This is a genomic window from Paenibacillus sp. FSL F4-0236, from assembly GCF_038000135.1.
In the GTDB taxonomy this organism is placed as follows: domain Bacteria; phylum Bacillota; class Bacilli; order Paenibacillales; family Paenibacillaceae; genus Paenibacillus_AQ.
The window spans coordinates 125833-148145 of record NZ_JBBOBK010000001.1 but is presented as its reverse complement, the minus strand read 5'-3'; the positions used below and the strand labels follow the sequence as shown (position 1 = coordinate 148145).

At 44.0% G+C, this 22313-nt stretch carries 22 protein-coding genes and 1 other annotated feature; of the genes, 12 read left to right on the top strand and 10 right to left on the bottom strand.

The window, feature by feature from the left end:
* Nucleotides 1-108 precede the first annotated feature (108 nt).
* Both NSQ29_RS00650 and cyoE read right to left on the bottom strand, forming a co-directional pair.
* The gene (locus NSQ29_RS00650; RefSeq protein WP_305953490.1) at nucleotides 109-732 is read right to left on the bottom strand and encodes an SCO family protein; all 624 of its coding nucleotides are present in this window, start codon (nucleotides 730-732) and stop codon (nucleotides 109-111) included.
* Between the two features lie 17 nt (nucleotides 733-749).
* Nucleotides 750-1682, bottom strand: a complete 933-nt coding sequence (gene cyoE, locus NSQ29_RS00645) for a heme o synthase (RefSeq protein WP_042191612.1) — start codon at nucleotides 1680-1682, stop codon at nucleotides 750-752.
* Between the two features lie 241 nt (nucleotides 1683-1923).
* Here cyoE and NSQ29_RS00640 point away from each other — a divergent pair, with 241 nt between their 5' ends.
* Nucleotides 1924-2925: a metal-dependent hydrolase gene (locus NSQ29_RS00640; protein ID WP_076300352.1), complete on the top strand. Its 1002-nt coding sequence runs from the start codon at nucleotides 1924-1926 to the stop codon at nucleotides 2923-2925.
* 108 nt (nucleotides 2926-3033) lie between these two features.
* Nucleotides 3034-3222, top strand: a complete 189-nt coding sequence (locus NSQ29_RS00635) for a hypothetical protein (RefSeq protein WP_042130914.1) — start codon at nucleotides 3034-3036, stop codon at nucleotides 3220-3222.
* Nucleotide 3223: 1 nt separating this feature from the next.
* On the opposite strand, the gene trpS is transcribed toward NSQ29_RS00635, so the two are convergent.
* The gene (gene trpS, locus NSQ29_RS00630) at nucleotides 3224-4210 is read right to left on the bottom strand and encodes a tryptophan--tRNA ligase (protein WP_076285259.1); all 987 of its coding nucleotides are present in this window, start codon (nucleotides 4208-4210) and stop codon (nucleotides 3224-3226) included.
* Between the two features lie 61 nt (nucleotides 4211-4271).
* Nucleotides 4272-4511, bottom strand: a binding site (T-box leader).
* Between the two features lie 134 nt (nucleotides 4512-4645).
* On the opposite strand from trpS, the gene NSQ29_RS00625 reads away from it, so the two are divergent.
* Both NSQ29_RS00625 and NSQ29_RS00620 read left to right on the top strand, forming a co-directional pair.
* Complete coding sequence (locus NSQ29_RS00625) at nucleotides 4646-5620, top strand: aldose 1-epimerase (RefSeq protein WP_076300354.1); 975 nt, start codon at nucleotides 4646-4648, stop codon at nucleotides 5618-5620.
* Nucleotides 5621-5822: 202 nt separating this feature from the next.
* Nucleotides 5823-6053 (top strand): alpha/beta-type small acid-soluble spore protein, encoded by a 231-nt coding sequence (locus tag NSQ29_RS00620; protein WP_042130917.1) that lies wholly within the window; start codon nucleotides 5823-5825, stop codon nucleotides 6051-6053.
* A 148-nt stretch (nucleotides 6054-6201) separates the two neighbouring features.
* On the opposite strand, the gene NSQ29_RS00615 is transcribed toward NSQ29_RS00620, so the two are convergent.
* A complete protein-coding gene (locus tag NSQ29_RS00615; protein ID WP_341124087.1) occupies nucleotides 6202-6612 on the bottom strand; it encodes an O-methyltransferase in 411 nt (136 codons plus the stop codon).
* A gap of 361 nt (nucleotides 6613-6973) precedes the next feature.
* The gene (locus tag NSQ29_RS00610; protein ID WP_341124086.1) at nucleotides 6974-8773 is read right to left on the bottom strand and encodes a M3 family oligoendopeptidase; all 1800 of its coding nucleotides are present in this window, start codon (nucleotides 8771-8773) and stop codon (nucleotides 6974-6976) included.
* 118 nt (nucleotides 8774-8891) lie between these two features.
* Between NSQ29_RS00610 and NSQ29_RS00605 the strand changes: the two genes are divergently transcribed.
* Complete coding sequence (locus NSQ29_RS00605) at nucleotides 8892-9083, top strand: YycC family protein (RefSeq protein ID WP_042130920.1); 192 nt, start codon at nucleotides 8892-8894, stop codon at nucleotides 9081-9083.
* Nucleotides 9080-9310 (top strand): hypothetical protein, encoded by a 231-nt coding sequence (locus tag NSQ29_RS00600; RefSeq protein ID WP_042130921.1) that lies wholly within the window; start codon nucleotides 9080-9082, stop codon nucleotides 9308-9310. The genes NSQ29_RS00605 and NSQ29_RS00600 overlap by 4 nt, the downstream gene beginning before the upstream one ends.
* A 92-nt stretch (nucleotides 9311-9402) precedes the next feature.
* Here NSQ29_RS00600 and NSQ29_RS00595 read toward each other — a convergent pair whose 3' ends face one another.
* The gene (locus NSQ29_RS00595; RefSeq protein WP_076285264.1) at nucleotides 9403-10113 is read right to left on the bottom strand and encodes a DUF2225 domain-containing protein; all 711 of its coding nucleotides are present in this window, start codon (nucleotides 10111-10113) and stop codon (nucleotides 9403-9405) included.
* A gap of 36 nt (nucleotides 10114-10149) precedes the next feature.
* The gene (locus tag NSQ29_RS00590) at nucleotides 10150-10533 is read right to left on the bottom strand and encodes a globin domain-containing protein (protein WP_042191628.1); all 384 of its coding nucleotides are present in this window, start codon (nucleotides 10531-10533) and stop codon (nucleotides 10150-10152) included.
* Between the two features lie 412 nt (nucleotides 10534-10945).
* Between NSQ29_RS00590 and ylbJ the strand changes: the two genes are divergently transcribed.
* The 4 genes from ylbJ to NSQ29_RS00570 all read left to right on the top strand — a co-directional run bounded on the left by ylbJ (nucleotide 10946) and on the right by NSQ29_RS00570 (nucleotide 15890).
* Nucleotides 10946-12208, top strand: a complete 1263-nt coding sequence (gene ylbJ, locus NSQ29_RS00585) for a sporulation integral membrane protein YlbJ (protein WP_341124085.1) — start codon at nucleotides 10946-10948, stop codon at nucleotides 12206-12208.
* A gap of 76 nt (nucleotides 12209-12284) precedes the next feature.
* On the top strand, nucleotides 12285-13088 hold the full coding sequence (locus NSQ29_RS00580; protein WP_042191633.1) for an NAD kinase: 804 nt from the start codon (nucleotides 12285-12287) through the stop codon (nucleotides 13086-13088).
* A gap of 157 nt (nucleotides 13089-13245) precedes the next feature.
* Nucleotides 13246-14430 carry a stalk domain-containing protein gene (locus NSQ29_RS00575; protein ID WP_341124084.1) on the top strand — a complete coding sequence of 395 codons (1185 nt, stop codon included), beginning with the start codon at nucleotides 13246-13248 and terminating at the stop codon, nucleotides 14428-14430.
* 20 nt (nucleotides 14431-14450) lie between these two features.
* Nucleotides 14451-15890, top strand: coding sequence for a S41 family peptidase (locus NSQ29_RS00570; RefSeq protein ID WP_341124083.1), 1440 nt, complete (start codon nucleotides 14451-14453; stop codon nucleotides 15888-15890).
* A 126-nt stretch (nucleotides 15891-16016) separates the two neighbouring features.
* Here NSQ29_RS00570 and NSQ29_RS00565 read toward each other — a convergent pair whose 3' ends face one another.
* Both NSQ29_RS00565 and lipA read right to left on the bottom strand, forming a co-directional pair.
* Nucleotides 16017-16652 (bottom strand): YutD family protein, encoded by a 636-nt coding sequence (locus NSQ29_RS00565; RefSeq protein ID WP_081393141.1) that lies wholly within the window; start codon nucleotides 16650-16652, stop codon nucleotides 16017-16019.
* A 310-nt stretch (nucleotides 16653-16962) separates the two neighbouring features.
* Nucleotides 16963-17868 (bottom strand): lipoyl synthase, encoded by a 906-nt coding sequence (gene lipA / locus NSQ29_RS00560; protein WP_042191639.1) that lies wholly within the window; start codon nucleotides 17866-17868, stop codon nucleotides 16963-16965.
* A 294-nt stretch (nucleotides 17869-18162) separates the two neighbouring features.
* Here lipA and NSQ29_RS00555 point away from each other — a divergent pair, with 294 nt between their 5' ends.
* The gene (locus NSQ29_RS00555; RefSeq protein WP_081383020.1) at nucleotides 18163-19236 is read left to right on the top strand and encodes a M23 family metallopeptidase; all 1074 of its coding nucleotides are present in this window, start codon (nucleotides 18163-18165) and stop codon (nucleotides 19234-19236) included.
* Between the two features lie 170 nt (nucleotides 19237-19406).
* On the opposite strand, the gene NSQ29_RS00550 is transcribed toward NSQ29_RS00555, so the two are convergent.
* Nucleotides 19407-21107 carry an alpha amylase N-terminal ig-like domain-containing protein gene (locus NSQ29_RS00550; RefSeq protein WP_341124082.1) on the bottom strand — a complete coding sequence of 567 codons (1701 nt, stop codon included), beginning with the start codon at nucleotides 21105-21107 and terminating at the stop codon, nucleotides 19407-19409.
* A 119-nt stretch (nucleotides 21108-21226) separates the two neighbouring features.
* On the opposite strand from NSQ29_RS00550, the gene NSQ29_RS00545 reads away from it, so the two are divergent.
* On the top strand, nucleotides 21227-22258 hold the full coding sequence (locus NSQ29_RS00545) for a LacI family DNA-binding transcriptional regulator (protein WP_076285269.1): 1032 nt from the start codon (nucleotides 21227-21229) through the stop codon (nucleotides 22256-22258).
* Nucleotides 22259-22313: the final 55 nt, after the last annotated feature.

Sequence of the window (22313 nt, the reverse complement as noted above, 5' to 3'; positions counted from 1 at the left end):
ATAATGTATAGCATGAAACTTATACTATCGTATATTTAAAAAAACGCCTTTTTCGTTATCCGCTCAATAAAGAGGGATTCGAAAAAGGCGTTTTTAATGTTTGATATTTTATTCCCGAGCCAATTTCGTCAGCTGATCGGCAAGAAATTCAGGAGTTACGTTCTCCGTATCTCCTGCGTCATACAATGCACGAAGTTGATTGTCTCGGTCAACTAACGCTATACGGTTGGCATGTACGAAATTTTCTTTGGAATTCCCTGCGATTAGTACTTTAAAAGAATCCGTCGCTAACTTACGAACTTCTTCCTGATCCCCCCGCAAGAAATACCATCCATCATAATTCGCCTGAAACCGGTCTGCAAAAGCCTTAATAGCTTCCCGAGTATCATTCTTCGGATCAAAAGAGATAGAGACAAAACCCGTATCTTTACCAAAACTGCCATCCTCGACCAGAATCTTCTGTGTCTGAGATAACAAAAACGTAGTTATAGGACATACATCCGGACACTGTGTAAAAAAGAAGTATACCAGCCGTGCTTTACCTTGTGTATCAGCCAGAGTAACCTGGTCTCCATTCACATTTTCAAGAGAAAAGTCCTGCACTTCTCCGATTACTGGCAATTTTTCTTTTCCTAAATTCAAAGAGTTAATTGCCAGATAACCAGCCATAATCAAAGCAAGTATTAGCAGAAGCCAAGTCCATTTATAACGCTTAAAGGTTTGCACGGACACGTATACCCTCCCTCTTCTTAACCGTGAATCGTATTCAATACAAGTACGATCAAACTAACTGTCAGGTAGTTAATGGAGAAGAGGAAATTCTTCTTCGCCCAGACTTCATCATCTTTAGCCTTAAAGCCCATCAAGGTCAATACTAACCAAGCCAAGGACAACGCTGATGAAATGATTAGAAAAAATATGCCTGCGTAATCATAGGCGTACATTAACACTGGAATAGGCAGCAAAAGGGCTACATAAGGAATCATCTGAAACTTCGTACGTCGCGTTCCTTTAACTACAGGTAGTAATGGAAATCCTGCCGCTCTATATTCTTCTTTACGTCTAATGCCCAACGCCCAGAAGTGAGGGGGTTGCCATAGAAACAACATGGCAAAGATCAGCCAAGCGCCTAGATCAACCGTTCCTGAAACCGCAACATAACCAATTACCGGGGGCATTGCTCCAGAAATCGCACCTACTGAGGTGCTCCATGTTGATGTCCGCTTCAACCAAAGCGTGTATACTACTACGTAAACGAACATGCCAACAATTCCAAACAGACCGGCAAGCATTCCTGAAAAAGCAAACAGCACGATCAAACCTGCAATACCAAGCCCAATGGCGTATAATAATACAGTGTTTGGTTTCAGTCGTCCTGTAGGAAGCCCCCGTTCACGGGTTCTTTCCATTTTCATGTCCAGATCCCGGTCGAAATAGTTATTAAAAACGCAGGCTGAAGCCATAACCAGCATTGTACCGAGCAGAGTCAGAACTAATCTGCCGTAATGAACATCCCAACCCGAGGCCAGCCAATATCCCGCAAAGGCCGCAATAAGGTTAGATCGGATAATACCGGGTTTTGTTACTGCAATGAAATCACGCCAGCTAGCACCTTCCGGTGGAGATTTTGCAGACATGGCTGCAGAGTCGGAAGAAGCTTGAAATGTTATATGATTGTCCACACCTAATGATCCTCCTTCTAAACGAACATGTAACGTTCTAACCGAAGTTTTTTAACTTCGCTGTTAACTTTATCATAACAAACCCGTGAAGACTTTGACAGTCATGGAACAGTAAGTTCATGAATTCGACAATTACGTGACAATATTTATTTTGTATTTATTTCAATCCCCTTAATAACCAGAGCTGTATTTGGGTAATTATTAAATAGAGAACTTCCGAACAACAAAGGAGAACTGACCAATGGATACTGCTACACATTTAGTTATGGGCCTAGGCTTAGCTGGGCTTTCCTTCGTTGATCCCATCGTTGCTTCTGATCCGAAACTGGCGGGAGCTGTTATGCTTGCAACAGTGCTCGCCTCTCAGGCTCCTGATGCCGATACTGCGCTACGACTGAAGGACAATGCAATGTATATTCGAAATCACCGAGGAATCACACATTCCCTACCCTTTCTAATTCTGTGGCCCGCCCTGATTTCCTTCGTGTTAGGGCCCTTATTTGGTTTTACTGATTTACAAGCTCTAAGCCATATTGCGCTCTGGAGCTTCATTGGTGTAGGTGTTCACGTATTTTCTGATCTATTTAATACCTATGGCACTCAGGCTGCACGTCCATTCACGGAGAAATGGATTGCATGGAACATCATCCACATTTTTGATCCATTTATATTTGGTAGCCATATCGCAGCCATCCTTCTCTGGATCACCGGGATCATTCCACCGCAACCTTTATTTATTACGCTGTATGCCTGTACTATTCTTTATTATATTTGGAGAACCGTCGTTCACGCACGTCTCACGCGTAATATTAAGCTTAAGGATTTACATCATAGTGCCGGCGAACGTTATATTGTAATCCCTACAATTTCACTAAAGCGCTGGAACGTAGTAAAAGTAAAAAAAGATGGTAGTTATGATGTTGGGCAGTTAGTCAATAATCGACTGGAATGGTTCAAACATGCTGTATGCTCGAATCATCCCGCTGTGGAGATATCCAAGTCGCACCCTGATATTCAGTCCTTCCTATACTTCACCTCTTATGCAGTAGCCGAAGTCGAGGAACTTTCTTCAGGATATATGGTTCGCTGGGGGGACGTACGTTATTTACATCGCAAACAATACCCATTTGTGGCTGTATTAGTGATGGACAATCAATATCGACCTTTAAATACTTATGTTGGTTGGCTTAGCAGCGAGAAGCTCGACAAACGATTTTCCATTGACCCTGGTTCTTTACGATGAAACTGTAGACTTACGCAGAGATCTATTCTATAATCACAAAAAATCCCGGAGTATTATTATCATACTCCGGGATTCATTTTAGCAGACATAGAAAGGAAGGCTCTCTTAATGGGTAAAGGACTTTCACTTTGGTTCGCTTGTTCTTCTATTCTTATTCTTACTGCCGCTTCAATCGCGATCAGTTATAGTTTTTGGTTGGCACTTCTGCTCGGATTTCTCTGTGTTATGAATATTGGCTGGGGATTTATCCTCAAGGCCAAGATCAGACGCAAACAGGAAAGCCTAAGCGCTGATTAGATTAACGAGCTGGCAGAAATCCCATTCGCTCTTTAACTCCATTCAGCGTCTCTGTTGCAACAATGCGCGCACGATCAGCACCTTCTGCAAGAATATCTGTGATCGCACCCGAGCTACGAATTTCATTGTATCTTTGTTGTAAAGGCTCAAGCGTAGCTACAACCACTTCAGCAAGATCTTTCTTAAAGCCGCCATACATTTGCCCTTCATAACGATCGGCAATTTGCCCCAGTGTCATTCCAGAACATTCGGAATAAATACTCATCAAATTACTGATCTCTGGCTTATTAGCTGGATCAAAAATTACTTCACGTCCTGAATCAGTCGTTGCACGGCTGATTTTTTTACGGATTACGTCCGGTGAATCTAACAGAGCAATGTAGCTGCCTGCGTTAGGACTGCTCTTGCTCATTTTTTTGGTGCCATCATCCAGAGACATAATACGCGCACCCACCTCTGGAATGTACGGCTCCGGAATGGTAAAGAATTCGCCAAAACGATTATTGAAGCGACCAGCTAAATCACGAGTCAGCTCCAAATGTTGTTTCTGGTCTTCTCCAACTGGCACAAGATCTGCATTATAAACAAGAATATCTGCTGCCATCAAGGAAGGATAGACGAATAAACCAGCGCCAACAGAATCTTTACCTGATGATTTATCTTTAAACTGGGTCATACGCTCCAGCTCGCCCATTGCTGTAAGTGTCGTCATGATCCAGCCCAGTTCAGCGTGTTGTGGCACATGCGACTGCATATAGACATTAGAACGTGCAGGATCAATTCCTGCTGCAATAAAGAGGGCCGCTACGGACTCTGACTGCTCACGCAGTGCCGCAGGATCTTGTGCTACAGTGATTGCATGCATATCGACAACCATAAAGAAACATTGATGATCATCTTGCAGCTTCACAAAATTTTTCAGTGCTCCAATGTAGTTCCCCAGTGTAAGTGAACCGCTTGGCTGAATGCCTGACATTACTTTTTTCATAATATAGACCTCCGTTTGATGTCATTTCTAAGTTTCCGAGAACGCAAAAAAAGCCTCATCCGCAAGGGACGTGAGACCGTGGTGCCACCCTTATTCGCTGCTTAATCTTGTTTAGACAAGAAAAAAACAGCCTTAGTCTTCCGTTAACGGGGAAGATCCGGCCGGTCTACTAGGGCATCTAGCTCCCGTTCAAGCTCGGCGCTCAGGGGTCCATTCATCAGGTTTGTCCTACCGGTTCGCATCAACCACCGGCTTTCTGAAGGTGCAATGCCTGCCTACTTGTCCCCGTCATCACATTATCATCATGAATTAATGCCTTCATCATAGAACCATAAAGAGAAGTTGTCAAATCACTTAACCACTACCGTATAAATCTGTTATGATAAGGTTATCCATGTTCTATTCGATTACAGTTACGATAAAGGAGCATATCTCATGAAACAGGTGACCAAAGGGCAGTGGGGCGGTTATGATACTTATATTTTGCACAGCCGTGAACTGGAAGTCACGCTTTTGCCGCGACTAGGAAATAACGTGATTTCATTGTTTGATGTCAAGAAACAACGGGAAATTCTACGGCGGCCTGATGAAAGCGATCAAGCTTTCTTTATGCAAAAACCTTACCATTTTGGTATGCCGCTATTAATTCCACCCGGAAGAATTCGTAAGGGCCAATTTCAATTCGAGGGTACAAGTTATCAATTTGACCAGAATACCGCTAATGACAATCATATTCATGGTCTACACAGAACTCAGGCCTGGTGTGTCAGCGATATTGAAGAAGATGAGGATGGTTGCGCGGTCACTACTGAATTCCGAACGGAAGATGATCCACACTGGATGGAGCAATTCCCTATCCCACTTAAATTCGAAATGACGTTTAGGCTTCAGGAAGCCCGATTTACCCAAACTTTAAAGGTTACAAATCTTGGAGATCATCGAATTCCTTTTGGGATCGGTTATCACACCTGGTTTATGATTGATGGAGAACCTGAGCGCTGGAATCTTAAGCTCCCAGTAAATAGTATTTATGAACTGAACGATGAATTGCTCCCTAGCGGCAATCTGATTCCTCTTGGTGATCTGGAAGCATTGAACACCGGAATGAACATGCAGGGAACTAATTTTGATACTGCTCTACGTATTGGAGAAAAACAGCCTGTAGAAGCCTTATTATTACGCGATGATGGTTATGGCCTTCGTTATACTGCTGACGAGAATCTATTCCGTCACTGGGTGCTATATACCAAAGGACCGGCTGATCAATTTCTGTGTATTGAGCCCTATACATGGCTCGCGAATGCACCGAATGTATCCGAGGATGCTTCCTTCACAGGTCTTTTAACGGTAGAACCCGGTCAGAGTCAGAATCTATCCACCGTGCTGGAAATGATCTATCCTGAGATTTAAAGCAGATATACATTATATCGGTCTTGCCTTGCGATTACGTAAGGGAAGACCGATTTTTTTGTGTAATCCCTAGTAATAAAGGATTTCTATCCTCACTTTTATTTCACTAATAATTACCATCCTTAAAACCTTTCGAAGTGATGCATGAATTAACCTCTTAGCGCTCATACTATCTTCACAACGGGCGAAGGAGGTGACACACATGGGTCAAGCAGGTCAAGGTCGTAGCAGCCGTTCCAATAACCTGGTCGTTCCTCAAGCAACTGCGGCATTGCAACAGTTGAAATATGAAGCAGCACAGGAGCTTGGAGTAACGATCCCAGCTGACGGTTATTACGGGAACTACACTTCTCGCGAAACTGGTTCTCTGGGCGGTTACATCACTAAACGTCTAGTACAACTGGCAGAACAACAACTGTCTGGTCGTCAGTAACAACGTTATCTTAAGTGTTTTATCCGGCTAGGGCATATTAAGCATAAAGCCTAAAGCCGAGTAGCTTTTGAGCCCTCTCACACTTCTTTCTGAAGCTGTGGGAGGGTTTTTGATTTTCACAATTATTGAAATTTTATGTAAACAACGCTTAACCAAAAAACTGTTCGGAACTTTCAGCAAAGGTATTACGAGGCGATCGAATCATTAGATTCGCCATATTATAATTGGACTCCAATGTAGCATCTACAATCACCATTCCCTGTCTAATGGCGAATTCATAAGAAATCTCACCATGCGTCCAACGCCGCTTGTATTTCAGGCTTTCCAGTGCCATTAGTCGAAAAGAAGACTGTTGTCCATCTGTCATCCCTTCTTTTGCATCAGTGAATCCCCCGCTTCGCCCAGAAAGAGGATTATGTCGTATCCCGAATTTTCCGATCATGTTATTTCGTATTTGCACAAAAACCGTACCAGAAGTTAATCCCGATAATTCTTCCTGCAGCTCCTTAAACACCATATCCATCTGTCTCGCTAATGATAGTTGTTCCGTCTTAAGCATTACTTCTCCTCCTAAAAGTTTTGTGAGCATAGCTTGATTTGAGTGCACTTCGCAGAACTGACTTCGTAAGCGCTTGCTTATTTTTGTGAGTTTAGCCAAGTGGTAATCTAGCGTGCCTTATATAAGGCTTAAGACTCATTATAGGTTACTAACAAATGGCAAACAACATTATTCGGCAAAATTGGGTTATTATCCCTATATATGCGCGAAATCCATAGATTAATCGCATATTTCTTTTTATAAATCGTGATTTTTCGACATTTTATCATTAAAAAAAGCCCCTGTATCAGGGGCTTTTGCGTGTTCATGCTGAAAAATCGTTGTTTTTTCTACCGCTAAATTTGTCTTAGTTTAGACTTTTTCAAACTAATTGCTCCGTCATCTCCAAGAACTCATTAATGTCAGCTACAATCAGATCTGTAGCGCCTTGCCAGAAGTCCGGCTTCGTAAGATCCACACCCAGATGCTTAAGTACCAAATCCTCTAAAGTCATCACACCAGTATCTTGCAACAAGCTATCGTATTTGTCTGCAAAGGACGCTCCTTCTTGCAGAGCCAGTCGATACAAGCCTGTGCTGAACATGTAGCCAACGGTGTAAGGGAAGTTATAGAACGGCACATCTGTGATATAAAAATGCAGTTTAGAAGCCCAGAAATGAGGATGGTATTCCGAAAGCACCCCACAGAAGGCTTCCTTCTGTGCTTCCACCATCAATTCAGACAGCTCCTCAGCATTTACAAGGCCTTCCTTACGTTTCTCATAAAAACGAGTCTCGAATAAGAACCGAGCGTGAATGTTCATAAAGAAAGCTACGCTGTTTTGAATTTTCGTTTCAAGCAACGCCAGTTTCTCTTCAGCGTTGCCAGCGGCTTTAACCTGAGCGTCAGATACAATGACCTCTGCGAAGGTTGAAGCAGTCTCTGCAACGTTCATAGCGTAGTTCTGATTAAATACAGGTTGATCATCCAGCAAGTAAGAATGATAAGCATGTCCCAGCTCATGTGCCAAGGTTGAAACATTGGAAGTTGTACCGCTATAAGTCATGAAAATCCGCGATTCCTTACTCTCAGGGAAGGATGTACAGAAACCTCCAGGACGTTTTCCCGGACGATCCTCAACCTCAATCCAGTTATTATCAAAAGCACGCTCTGCAAACTCTGCCATCTTCGGACTAAATTTGCGGAACTGGGTAACGATATCTTTAGCGGCCTGATCATATGGGATTTTACCTGAAGATTTACCCACTGGCGCTTCGACATCTACCCAGGAAAGAGCATCCAGTCCAAGCAGCTTAGCTTTACGCTGAAGATAGGTCACGAGTGCAGGCTTGCTATTCGTAATCACGTCCCACATCGCATTCAAAGTATCTTGTGACATACGATTGATGCTTAGCGGATCTTTCAGAATATCTTCCCAACCTCTTCCTTTATAGAGCTTCAGACGGAAGCCTGCTAAGTGATTCAAGGTATCCGCACAGTTATCTGCTGCTTCGGTCCATGCTTCTTCCCATTTATGGAACATGGATTGACGTACTTTCGGATCTGGATCATCCAGCTTGTTAAAAGCCTGACCTGCAGAGAGCAGCTTTGTTCCTTCTTCATCCTCAAATGGGATTTTAATCGAGCTTACAATCGTATCATAGTGCCCGCTCCATCCATGATATCCGTCAACTGCTAGTTCAAGCGCTAAGCTTTCCAACTCTGGACTCATCTTCTCACGGGCCAAGTCACGGCTCTCGCTCAGCACGAACGTTAATGGAGCAATTTCGGGACGTGACATCCACTCTGCCCATACCTTGTCCGTAGTCTGACGAAGCACGTTACTGAATTGTGAGCTAATGCCTTCGAATCCGGCACGCATACTTGTCACTCGAGCCGCCAGTCTTACCGCACCTTTGTCCATTTGATTCTGAGCGCCCAGACAGTCTGCGAAGGAAGAGACCTCCACAAGTCTTCCTGAACAGCTCTGAAGCAGTTCTACAACCTCGTCCAGCGCCTTTGTAGACTCAACATCCGTTGGAGCTACAGCATTCTTCACCAGACCCTGTAAGGCTGTAATATCTTGTTCAAGATTCTTTAAAAAGCTTTCTAACTCAGTAGAGGACGATCCTCCAGGAAATATGGAATCAAGTTCCCAAGTCAGTGATAATGGTTGTTTCATGTTTTCTCACCATTCCTTTGCTCTCATTTCGTTTTCTTTGTAATTGAATTAACACCGTGGTAAAGTGAATAACGATACCGGAACATTCATAGCCGATAAACTTTAGGAGGGCATCCATATGAAGCCACTACAAATTTCACCGGAAACAGCCATAACGTTATCAAAGCAACTAGGCGTTCCACTGGAACACTTGATGCATATGCCCCAACATATTTTGCTACAAAAAATAGCTGAGCTATCCAAAAAGCAGAATTCACCGCAAGCTGAGGATGGAAATGAAGAGTCTCCTTCTGGGAAGGATTCACAATGATTCCTTTTAGTCATACCTGGCCTTATGACATTATTTTAGGCGATATGTATGTGCAGTATTGCCCTTTCTGCAACTCGGAGAATGTTCTTCTCCCTATGAAGCCAAAAGAATTGCAAATCGTTCGTGACGGCAAGAAAAAACTACTTGTCTTCCCATGTTGCAGCGCCAGTCCCACAGTTGTAGATAACGACGGAGATTACCTCCTATTCGATCGGGCAGTCCGATAAATAGAAGGTCATCTAAATCCCAATCTTACCATTTTTATAAAGCGCAGACGAGAGCATTACTCTCTTCTGCGCTTTTTGTTGTTCGTGAAGCTTTAAGAACCTGAAGGCAATCCATCGGCATCAATATCTACAGCTTCGCCGCGCATTTGCTCTCTTAGCACAACCCACTGCTCCCTGGCAGCTCGAATCATCGCAGCATCCATAATCTTCTGATCATTAATCAGGCGGGAGAACCACATTACAGCCACAGAGAACTCTCCGATGCGCCTGTTAAGTTCGCCGATAAGATACATGAGCCGGGCATCATTGCCAGCTATTCCGTCTTTTTCGTATACCTTCACATATTCAGCTAATGAATAGCGCAAAAAGCGTTGTTCCTGTTCCGTATTCCCTTGATACCGATACAACCAGGCAATGTGATGAAGCAGACTTGCAATAATTCGATCCTTATCGTTAATACTTTGAGCGCATAAAAGCGCCAGTTTATAGGTCTCAAGTGCAGTTTCCCAGCTTCGTTTATCCCCAAAGTCACGGCTCTTCCATCGTTTTCCTACCTGTTCATTAAATGCTTTTCGCTGCAGATCCGTCAGCTTGTCCGCTGAATTTTCTGTAGAGGCAAACCCACAACTCGGGCAGACACGTACAACATAATAATCCGGATTCTCGTTTTTGTAATATGCGCAAAAATCAGCATCGCGGCGGATAGCCTTTTTTAGGCTAGGGCGTACGCGAGAGGTTGAAAATTCATGTTCACAATTGCAACATTTGACCTTAATAGAATATAGGGGTATTAACTCTGGCAAGTACTCTCATTCCTTTCAGGATCAACCTGTCCCTTATTATTCCTGGGGCATGTTAACAAAATGATGTGCGGGACCTGCAAGACGGCTAAGCACGAACGAACGTAGCGGCTCTTCTACGCCGGTCTCCTCAAGCGCCTCTTTCATACACTGCAACCATTCTTCAGCACGTTCTGGAGTAATGGGAATATGCATGTGCCTTGCTCTCATCATGGGATGTCCATGCAGTTCTGAATACAATGGGCCACCGCCAAAAAACTGTGTCAGGAATTGATACTGCTTCTCCAGAACAGGAGAAATGTCTTCAGGAAATAACGGACCCAGCTGCGGATGAAGCTGCACTTTGGCATAGAACACTTCCACCAATCGATGTAGCGCCTCAGCTCCTCCTAGGTTCTCATATATACTCTCATTTGGATTCATTGAGGTTACCAGCTCTCTTCCATATTAATGAAACGTTTCTTACTTTATTATACCAAAAAAAAGCACGGCTCGGATATCCGTCGAAAGTGCCCCTAAACGGCAGAAAAAAGACGCTAAACTATAGTTTAGCGCCTGGAGGTTATTGTCAGTAGGTCCGAAATTCTTCATCACCTGAAGGGACGAGAGAGACCCGGATCACATATACAAAAGCACAAACGAGAACTCCGGCTACAACGCTCATCGCCATCACTCCATCCCATTTATTCTTGTAACAGAGGGTGCATTTCTTATTTACATAATATCATATTTCGAACGAAAAAGCACCGAATTATGTAACCGCTTCCTTTATTTTTTTTGTGCTGTTTGTCCTTCTTTTCGCATACATCTAACCATAGATCAGGAGGCGTTAATTATGACTTTTAAAAAGATTGGCGGCCCACTGCTGGGATTAACATTGGCGGGCTGTATGCTGCTGATGTTGCTTCATCCGGAGGCATCCCTTGGCGCAGCCTTACGAGGCCTGGCCATCTGGTGGGATGTGTTATTCCCCTCCCTATTTCCATTCTTCGTCATATCCGAAATCATGCTAGGCCTAGGGATCGTTCATCTCTTCGGTGCACTGCTCGATCCATTGATGCGCCCTCTTTTTGGTATACCAGGTAGCGGCGGGTTTGTCGCTGCGATGGGATATGTATCAGGATATCCTGTTGGCGCTAAATTAACCGCTAAGCTGCGGGAACAGAATCTGATTAGCAGAGTAGAGGGCGAACGATTAGTCGCTTTCACAACCTCCTCTGACCCAATCTTTCTGTTAGGTGCAGTATCCGTTGGTTTCTTTCGAGACGCATCGTTGGGGCTTATCCTAGCCCTCGCCCACTATGGGAGCGGTTTGATTGTTGGCTTGCTAATGTCGTTCCATGGACGCAAAGAACAGAGCTCCCCCTCCCAAGACCCATCCATAACTAGTTCTACTGCCCCCTCTGTTCCAGCCAAAAAAGGTTTTGGAAGAATCCATGCAGCACTTCTTGCCATGGAGGAGGCTCGGCGCAAAGATGGACGGAGCTTTGGGGAGCTATTAAAGGGAGCAATCCAGTCCTCGCTAAAGCTTATTATTGTCGTAGGCGGTTTGGTTGTATTCTTCAATGTGCTAATGGAACTGCTAGCCCGTGCCGGTATCCTATCCTCCCTTTTTAACATGACCGGACATCTTGTGTCCCTTGTAGGTGGTCCTCCAGAACTAGCTCAGGCTCTCATTAGCGGATTCTTTGAGGTGACAATCGGTGCCCGTTCAGCAGGTGAAGCCGCAGCTTCCATCCCGCTTCAGTTCAAGGTAGCGGCAGCTGCCTTCATTCTCTCTTGGGGCGGATTATCTGTACATGCCCAGGTGGCAAGTATTCTGAACGGTACCGGGCTGCGGTATCTGCCATTTTTGACTGCACGGCTAATTCACGCCATACTCGCATCAGGATTGGTCTTGCTGCTCTGGAACCCTGTGATGAACACAGGGCTGTCTACCACATGGGTATCATTACCAGCCTCTGCTGCCTTTACTCCTTCTGCCTCAGGGATCACGGCAAGCCTCGCCCTGCTGAGTCTATTATTAACTGCTGCAATTCTAGTCTCACTGCTTATCCCTGTATTCACGACAATGATTCGATGGGTACGGCGAAGTTGATTAACATATTGTGTTCCGGGTCAAGATTGATTATGATCGGTGTATGACTGAATTATACAAAAGGAGCCTGTACATCTTGAGATATTATGTTCTGGACCGCGGTGATGAACTATCAATCAAACTTGCCGAGCAGTTTCACAAGCTGGCGGCGGAGCGGGACCTGCAACTTGATGCCGAGTCTCCCGAAATCGTCATCTCTATTGGCGGAGACGGCACAATGCTGCACGCTTTTCATACCTTTATCGATCAAATCCCCAATCTAGCCTTCGTAGGTGTGCACACAGGACACTTAGGCTTCTATGCGGACTGGCAAGCGGAAGAGCTTCCCACCTTAATCGACTACATGTGCGGAACCGAGGATTCTGAGCCTCAGAAACCTCGTATCGTGAAATATCCGTTGCTTGAGCTGGAAATTCACAAGAAATCCGGTTCTTCGTCCCACATTGCCCTAAATGAATTTACCCTTAAAGGGGTAGATGGAACTATAATGATACAAGTTGACATCAATGATGTTACCTTCGAAATGTTCCGGGGTGATGGGCTTTGTATTTCTACTCCTTCTGGTAGCACGGCCTATAACAAAAGCCTTGGGGGAGCCATGGTTCACCCATCTATAGAAGCGCTGCAGATTGCTGAAATCGCCTCAATTAACAACCGCGTATTTCGAACAATGGGGTCGCCATTACTACTGCCGAAGCATCACCATTGCGATATTCTTTCATGTAAGGATCAGCGCTTACTACTCACGATAGATCATAACAATATCCCAGTAGATGATCTGATTTCAGTACGCTGCCAAGTATCGGACAAGAAGGTCAGTTTCGCCAGGTACCGTCCTTTTCCGTTCTGGAACCGTGTACGTGAAGCTTTTTTAGTTTAAGATTAACCTTCGATCCAACGATTTTCAGTGGCTGGAGATATCCATTTCTCCGGCTTTTTTGTGTGACAAAACTAACACCAACTGATAGACTGAGAGAGAAGCCAAATGGTATAATGAGGCTATTTTACAAAGAGTTACATAAAAGGAGAGAGTACTGTTGAAAAGATTTTTATCCCTCTTAAGCATAAGTCTACTGGCCCTCATACTTGCGGTCCCGGCTTTTGCAGCATCGAAACCAATTGATGTTTATATTAACGGAAGTAAGGTTTCCTTCACCGCTGGATCCCCATACTTAGCGAACAATTCTGTACTTGTACCTTTCCGGGTTGTCTTTGAGAAGCTTGGACTTCAAGTTCTCTGGGATGCCAAAACTGGAACAGTAACAGGAAAAAGTTCAAATCTTGCGATTACCCTCAAAATTGGCAGTAACCGCGCTACTGTTAACGGAACCGTTAAAAAACTAACCACTGCACCAGTTTCCTCAGCCGGCACTACATACATCCCTTTGCGTTTTATCGCAGAGGCAACCGGGGGCACAGCTGTCTGGAATTCTACCAGTAGAAGTGTACAAATTACTACTCCTGTCTCCAAAGGTAAGGACGAAGCAGCCATTACAGCATTAATCCGTTTGTCTAATCAATATTTCAATGAAGAAAAAGCGACTAGCTTCTACTCCCTTATGGATCCGGAGTACTCTTACACGGAATCAGTGGCCGAACTCAATGAATCTTTTAAAGCTTTTGACATAAAGAATACTATTGATAGCTTGGAAATCCTCGACATTACAGCTGACGAAGCCACTGTGTATACGCTTGAAAGTTCACGCAGAATAGGTGGGACTTATACTCCAGATACAGAGAATGAATACGTATATACCCTGGTCCGCAAGAACGGAAGCTGGAAGATTTCATCCGTGGAATCCCAAAGCTCGACCGTTCTCCTTACTCATGAACAAGGTATAAAACCAGCAGCCAACATCCCTCAAAACGATGCGGATGCCATCAAAGGTACTATTATCAAGTATTATCAAGCAATGAACGAACAGAATCCTACAGCAGTTCTTTCCACGATGACTTCATATGGAGAAGAATATGATTCCTCTCTCAAGGCAGATTTGGATGATTTCTTTGCTTCGTATGATATTACCTATACTCCAGGCATTTCAAATATTTATTATTACAGTGCCAAAGAAGCTGCTATATATGTAGAAAGCAAAGACAAGGAAGCTAGTGAAGAGGAGACTTATGAGCAAGGCCTTATCTATATTCTATCCAAGTCGGATACTGGTGTATGGACAATCGATGACACATATAGCATCTACAATAAACTTGTGAAATCCTAATAAAAAGGGTGTTTGATTCCATGAAATCAAAAAAAATAATAAGTGCACTGTTAACCAGCTGTCTAGCTTTATCTATTACATTTGCTCCACTGGCTTCCGCTGCAGATGCCGCTAAAGCTTCCACAGACAACAGTGATCTTATTAATGAAGTAATGAAGCTATTGGAGAACTATAATCTTTCAGATGTAGATAAAGATATTTTGATTCGCGGAGCAATTGACGGCATGGTGAACACATTGGATGATCCATACAGCCAATACTTCAATTCCGAGGAAGCGGCGCAATTTGAACATGCGGTTGATCTCGAATACGTTGGCATCGGTGTTAAACTTCAATATACGCCAACAGAGCTCTACATCGAAGAAATCTCTCCAGGTTCTCCTTCTGAAAAGGCAGGCTTGAAACGCGGCGATACGATTCTCAAAATCAACGGAATACCTGTTGACGAAACGGATGATTCGGAACTAAGTGGAGCCGCGGGCACTAAGGTCACCCTGCTGATCCTCAGAAATGGTGTCACAAAATCTTATGTTGTCACCCGAAATGAATTGAACTCGACTTCCGTTTTTGGAACCCTCATTGGTCCGAAGATTGCCTATATTTCGCTAAGTGGTTTCACACAGAATTCTGATGAAGAATTCGTCGCTATGCTGAAGAAGATGCGTACAGCGGGAATGAAATCCATGGTGCTTGATTTACGTGATAACTTGGGTGGCTACATGGATTCGGCATACAACATTGCCTCTAGTTTTATGGATAAAGGCATCATGATGTATACCTCTGATCAAAGTGGCGCGTTAACTCCTGTAACGATTACTAGTGGCAGCAAAATCGGTGTGCCCGTCGTAATTCTAACCAACGAATACACTGCAAGTGCGTCAGAAGCTCTTACGGGCGCCCTGCGCGACAACAAGCTGGCTACTGTTGTAGGCACTCGTTCTTACGGCAAAGCGCGTATTCAAAGCCTACTTCCAGTGTCTAATGGCGACATGCTGAAATTGACCACGCAGAAATATCTAACACCTAAAAAAGAAGACTTTAATCACATCGGTCTCGCACCGGATATTGAGGTAAAAGGGAAAACTGCACAGTTGATTACTGCCCTGCAGATTGCTGGAATGAAGACTTTAGAAGTCACCGGAGATCATCATATCTTAAATATCAACGGGGTTCCTTTTGCTGGTAATGTTGGTCTTGTTAAGCAGGGCGATAAAACTTATGCTTCATCGCTGGTGCTGGCTGCGCTTGTCGAGGGCGAGATCACCTGGGATGCCAAGAACAAGAAGGTCATCGTAAAGAGCGGAACAGGCACATCTACCGGCTTTACGCTTTCCTCCAAAGAGGCGCTATCTCAGAATGGTGAGACCTACATTGAATTAAATGCCTTTAAGAAGAAGTTTCCGGCACTCGTATGGAGTTACAATGCTACACAAAAGCAATTGAAATTATCTATAAAATAATCCATAAGAAAAGGCAGCAATTCTCCAGAGATGGGGTTTGCTGCCTTTATTATTTGTACATATCTATTCAAAAGAAAAAAGCTGTCTCATTCGTAGAAGGACTCTACTTATGGTCAGCTTTCATCGTTACGATTGTGGATTTTCTATGTTTTGTGTGTTTTGTGTGTTTTGTGTGTTTTGTGTATTTTGATTATTTTGAGGCTTTTGTGTGTTTTGGGGTTTTTGGGATTGACCTTGTGGTGGTCTGCTTTGAAATTCCTTTTTGGATTTCTTCCCTTGCGAATCTTTCCCCCGGTGATTTCGGCTTTGATGTTCTCTCAGAGGTCTATCCTTAGCAGAAGTCATCTCTTTAAATGCAGCAGATGAATTCGAACCTTGCTTAGATGATGTTTCTTTAGAGGAGAGCTCTTTATCTATAGCCGCTCCATCATTATCTTCAGCTTCTAGCTCCGAATCTTCTTCCTCACTCGGCTCTGGTATTTCTTTGATCAGAATATCCTTGAACAAACCTTCTTGTGGTACCTCTTTTAACTTATGCAACACAAAATATGCGCAGCCAAAATTGCAATATTCATTAATATAATCGACCATGCCAGAAATCGCTGTATCCCGATTCACCTTTGGGTGGTTGTCCCGATAAAAACCTTTCAAACGCAGCTGACTGTAACCCCAGTCACCAATAATGTAGTCGTATCTTTCCAGCACTTCGCTATATCTTCCGCGAAACGCCTCCGGATTCCAACCATCCTTATGATCTAACATTAGTTCGTAGCCTTTTCCGCCTATAACGATCAAACCTTTTGTCGCCTGCCTTTCGAAGGAAAGTATTTTCGTTGATTATGCCGTCATTTCCGAGAAATATTGGGCTTTCGGTCGCTGTTGTTGATTAATTTCTTTTATTTGAACCGCATTCAGCGGTGAAATTAATCAACAAAGGCGAACGCTAACGCTCCTACAGCTCCAACATTTCTCTCCAATGACTCAAATCAACGTTTTTTTATGTGTAACCTAGGGGTGGGAGACTCAGATCGCTTCGCTCCTTCAGCCCCCTGCTACCTTGAAAAATCAAAAATTAACTAGAAGAAACCGTACGCTCCTCACGAGCTTGAGCGGCAGATTTCACCTGCTCATGCGCACGATAAGAGCTGCGAACAAGCGGAGCTGATTCCACATGGCTAAAGCCACGCTTCAATCCCTCTTCCTTAAGCAGCGCAAATTCCTCTGGTGGATAATATTTCTCCACATTCAAATGCTTTGGAGAAGGCTGCAAGTATTGTCCTAAAGTCAATATATCACAATTTACGGCTCGTAAATCATCCATTGCTTGTAAAATCTCATCCCACTCTTCACCGACTCCAAGCATAATGCTTGATTTGGTAGGAATATCCGGCTTCATTTCCTTAGCTCTGCGCAGCAGTTCCATCGAACGGCGATACTTCGCTTTAGCCCGTACACGGTCTGACATCCGTTCCACCGTCTCAATATTATGGTTAAGAATGTCTGGATTACTGTTCATAACAATCTCTAGACTATTCCGTTCTCCCAGGAAATCTGGAATCAATACTTCAACACTACATAACGGAAGGCGTTTACGAATTGCCGCTACCGTCTCAGCAAAAATCTGAGCGCCACCATCCGCAAGATCATCACGGGCCACACTGGTCACCACGCAATGGCGAAGGTTCATTCCCTCTGCAGCTTCTGCTACACGTTCAGGCTCCTGCAGGTCCAGCTCTGTCGGCAACCCTGTATTCACAGCGCAGAAACGGCATGCGCGAGTACATATATCACCAAGAATCATAAAGGTAGCCGTTCGATTTGCCCAGCATTCATAAATATTCGGACACCTAGCTTCTTCACATACGGTATGTAAAGTTTTAGAACGCATCATGCTCTTGATTTCCTGATAGTTATCACCGGTAGTTAGCTTGATTCTAATCCAATCCGGCTTAGGCTGCTTTGCTGTTTTATTCGTCAAAATAATAAACCCCGCTTCCTCCTGAATGTGATGCTGCAGATGAAAGATGCTGCCTCATATTATACCATGTGCGCTTTACAATTGCCTGTTTTTGTGAAATATGCAGGGCATCTCAACTTCGATTCCGGCGAAGAATTTACTGGTACCTTTAGACAAGAACGGATAAAAAGTAGCCTTTTGCTTCAATCTATAATAAAAGCTTTATCCGAAGTGCCTACATTCAATTCTACGCCCGGACAAAAGGAGGCTGTTATCTTGCTGGCCCTATTTAAGAATACTAATAACCGGAGAACTATGTTATGTCTGTCCGCGGCCGCTATCCTTTGGGGTGGTTTAGGCCTTCCCGTTCCAGCAGCTGCAGTACAGGCTACAGTCCAACCGGTGGAAAGCAGCGGCAATTCTGTTAATGCTAGCAAAGAATCCATATGGTCTGCCCGTAGGGGGATTTATGATCAACTGAGTGCAGCCACTGGAATCCCTTGGTTTAGATTCGCAGCCATTGATCAATATGAACGCACCATCGCCAAAAAAGGTTCCTCAGACAAACCCGTCACCAACCGTCTTACTGGAATCATGATTCCAGCACCCGTATGGTCCGGTCCACTCAACCCGGATCAGGAGGATACTTCTCCTGAATCCATCACTTTCTTTAACGGCTTCGGCCGTGATGGCTCAGGTGATGGAATCGCCGATCCAGAGAATGATGCTGATGTTCTATATAGTATGGCTAGACACTTGCAGAAATATGGTGATTCACCTAATGATTTCAGCATTGGCATTTGGGAGTATTATCACAATGGTCGTGCCTCTCAGCGCATAGCTCAGTTCGCCAAGCTATATGAACATTTTGGTCGGCTTGACCTGTCAGGTAATGCTTTTCCACTTCCCTTAAGTAATTCTTATTCTTATCGTAGCACTTGGGGAACCGGCAGAAGCTGGGGTGGGGCACGTATTCACGAAGGGACTGACCTCTTTGCACCGCAAGGTATGCCGGTACGCAGCACCTGCTTTGGCTTAGTGGAAACTAAAGGCTGGAACCGCTACGGTGGCTGGAGAATTGGAATTCGTGATATCGAGAACCGTTACCATTATTACGCTCATTTATCTGGGTATAACAAATCCATTTCTCGTGGAGATATCGTCTCACCAGGTGAAATCATTGGCTGGGTTGGCAGCTCAGGTTACGGAAATCCAGGAACGCAAGGGAAATTCCCGCCACATCTACATTTTGGCATCTACCGTGACCGAGGGATTACTGAATGGGCTTTTGACCCTTTTCCTTTGCTAAAACAATGGGAGAATCAGGAGTATAGAGACTTAAAGAACAAAAATAAAAAAAGTGCTACAAACAAGGAAAAACGCCTATAGCGTCCCTAAAGGACGGTCAGCGTTTATGCGAGAAATATAAGGATAATGTATAGCGTGAAACTTATACTTTCTTATATTTTAAAAAAGAAACGACTTCGTCATCCTTTGGAGATGACTCCCGTTTCTTGATGAATAAGGCCCCTTCTTTTGAAGAGAGGCCTTATACTATTTTAGTACAACATTAAACATCCAAACGGTTCAATGCTCACTATAAGCTTGTTATTATTTTTAAAAGTAGCTCCTGACAGTAAATCGGTAAGCAAATTCTTATCCGAACGATATACATTAAGCTCAAGCTCGTACGCGTTCGGAGAGTTATTGATAATTAAACCTATCTTCTCTTGATCCATTCCCCGTGTATAACCGAAGACATTACGGACTTCATCCGTGAACCAAGGACGAAACTTACCTTTCCGTAGAATATCACAGCTTTTTCTTAGGAAAATCAGCTCTTGATACCACTTCAGCAGCGCTGTATTTTGAGCTTGCTCTTGCCATACCATAGCTTTTCTACAGTGAGGGTCCGTAGCTCCTTCCATCCCAACCTCATCCCCATAATAGATCATCGGAATACCGATATAAGTCATCTGAAAAAAAACTGCCAACCTCATGCGCTGTATTGCCGTACTCTCGCGGTCCCAGCCACGTCCCCCCTCCTTACACGCTGTAAGAAAACGCAACGTATCATGACTGCCAATCAATTGAAACATAGCCGAATTCGCCTGGTCATTATACAACGCCTCCTGATGGAGTACTTGCTCCATAAAGCGATCTGGCCCTGTTGACTGCTCTGCAAAGAATTCCAGCACGGCATCCCGAAGCACATAATTCATGCCACCATCGAATTGATCCCCTCTAAGCCAAGGCCCAGATGCATGCATTATCTCTCCAATGAGTAAAATTTCAGGAAATTCAGACTTTAGCTCTTGCCGAAACCGGGACCAAAAAGCCGGGTTGACCTCATTCGCTACATCAAGACGCCAGCCGTCTATTTCTGTTTCACGAATCCAATACTTAGCAACCTCTATCATATATTTAGCCGTGTCAGGATGATCCATATTCAGCTTAGGCATATGCGCTTCAGCTTTAGCGAATGTCTCATAATTCGGGGCAGGCGTCTGTGTTACGGGAAAAGAACGAATAAAGAACCAATCTTTATATGGAGACTGCTCGCCTTGTTCCATGACATCTTTAAAAGCAAAGAATTGATCTCCCGAATGATTAAACACGGCATCCAAAATGACCCTAATTCCATGGCGATGTGCCTCACTGACTAGCGTCTTCAATCCATCTACATCGCCAAATGCAGGGTCGATCTTATAATAATCGGAGGTGTTATATTTATGCTCGGAAGGAGACTCAAATACAGGCGTCATGTAAATAGTGTTCACACCAAGCTGCTGTAGATAAGGTATTTTGTCCGTAATGCCTTTTAGAGTTCCACCATTGTAGCTGCTAGGATAAATTTGATAGGTCACCGCATCCTGGCTCCATAACGGTAACTTCAAAGCCTCAGAATGGTGAAGATATGCATATTGAAAAGAACCTGCACGCTCCCGATTCTCCGACGCGCCCCTCTCTCCATACCAGATATACTGCCCCGCAGCATTCGCTATATGGAATAGATATCTGCTTCTTCTAGTGCTGGTCTGAATAATTGCTTCGTGAATCTCATAAATACCGGCCGACCCAATCCGCTCCATCTGCAAAGGAACTTCTTGCCCCGGAGAATCATAACGATCCGAGTGGATTACGGTACAGGATAATTGCTGTCCAGCTTGTGTAAATAATCTGAGCTTCAGGGTCCCTGTACCTACAGGATAGGCAAATGGATCTTCACTTGTATGATATACAAACCATGATTGAGGCATAACTTATGGACTCCTTCTATACTTTTATCGTTCTATCTATCTGTTCATACATCATGAGAGACTGCTAAATTTGTGTTATTATGGTTACAAATACCGTTTTCAAGTTATGAGGGACGACGATGAAAGTAACGATTTCTGATATTGCTAAAGCAGCCAATGTGGCTAAATCTACTGTATCTAAAGTACTAAATGATTCCCCAAAAATATCACAGGAAACGAAACAAAAGGTTCGAGAGATTATGAAGCAAATGAACTACACGCCAAGCAGTATCGCTACTGGGTTAGCTAGACAAAGCAGCTGCAATATTGGCTTACTGGTCGATATGTCTAAAGAAAGTGAGTTTCTGAACCAATTCTTCTACAACATTATTGGTGGAATCGAGAGCGTAATTGCACCTTTAAAATACGAGCTGACCATTTCCAATGTGCAACATAGCAGTCCAGAAGGCCATTTTCTAAATAGGCTTGTGTTTAGCAAACGTGTCGACGGTATTATTGCCAACAACTCCGTGCTGACTGAAGAGCTATCTGAAGAACTGAATCAACTGGAGTTTCCTTACATCTCCATTGGAGAGATTATGACCCCCGGAAGTTGGGTTGATTTCGATAATGAAGCAGGCGGCAACATGCTGACCGAGCATCTCATCGAACAAGGTTATTCAAAGATAGCCTTCATAGGTGGGCAGCAGCAGGAAAAAATTTATACACATCGCCTAGGTGGATACTTAAGCGCATTACAGCAGGCTGACCTTACCGTTCCTCAGCAATGGATCATTAACTGCAAGGCTGATGAACATGATAGCTATCATGCTGCACTTGAGCTTTTGCAGCGTGAAGAACGGCCAGACTCTGTGGTGTGTATGAACAGTTATGTAGCCTTTGGGGTGCTTCAAGCCGCAAAAGCACTCGGAATTGATGTTCCATCTGAACTCGGCATCGCCGCTTTCGATGAATATCCGCTGTCCCGATATACAACACCTCCTTTAACTTCGCTTAATATCGATACGTTTAAGCTGGGTGTATCTTCAGGGCAGCTGCTGATGGAGCGCATTCGTGGCAATGATGCGCCCCACAAGCATTTGCTACTAGAGCCAGAACTAATTCCTCGTGAATCCACGATGAGAGCTAAATTCTCTGGAGCAACTTCATAATTGGACTACTTTTCTATTGTATCTTCTACAATGAAAAAGCTTCGTACTACTTACC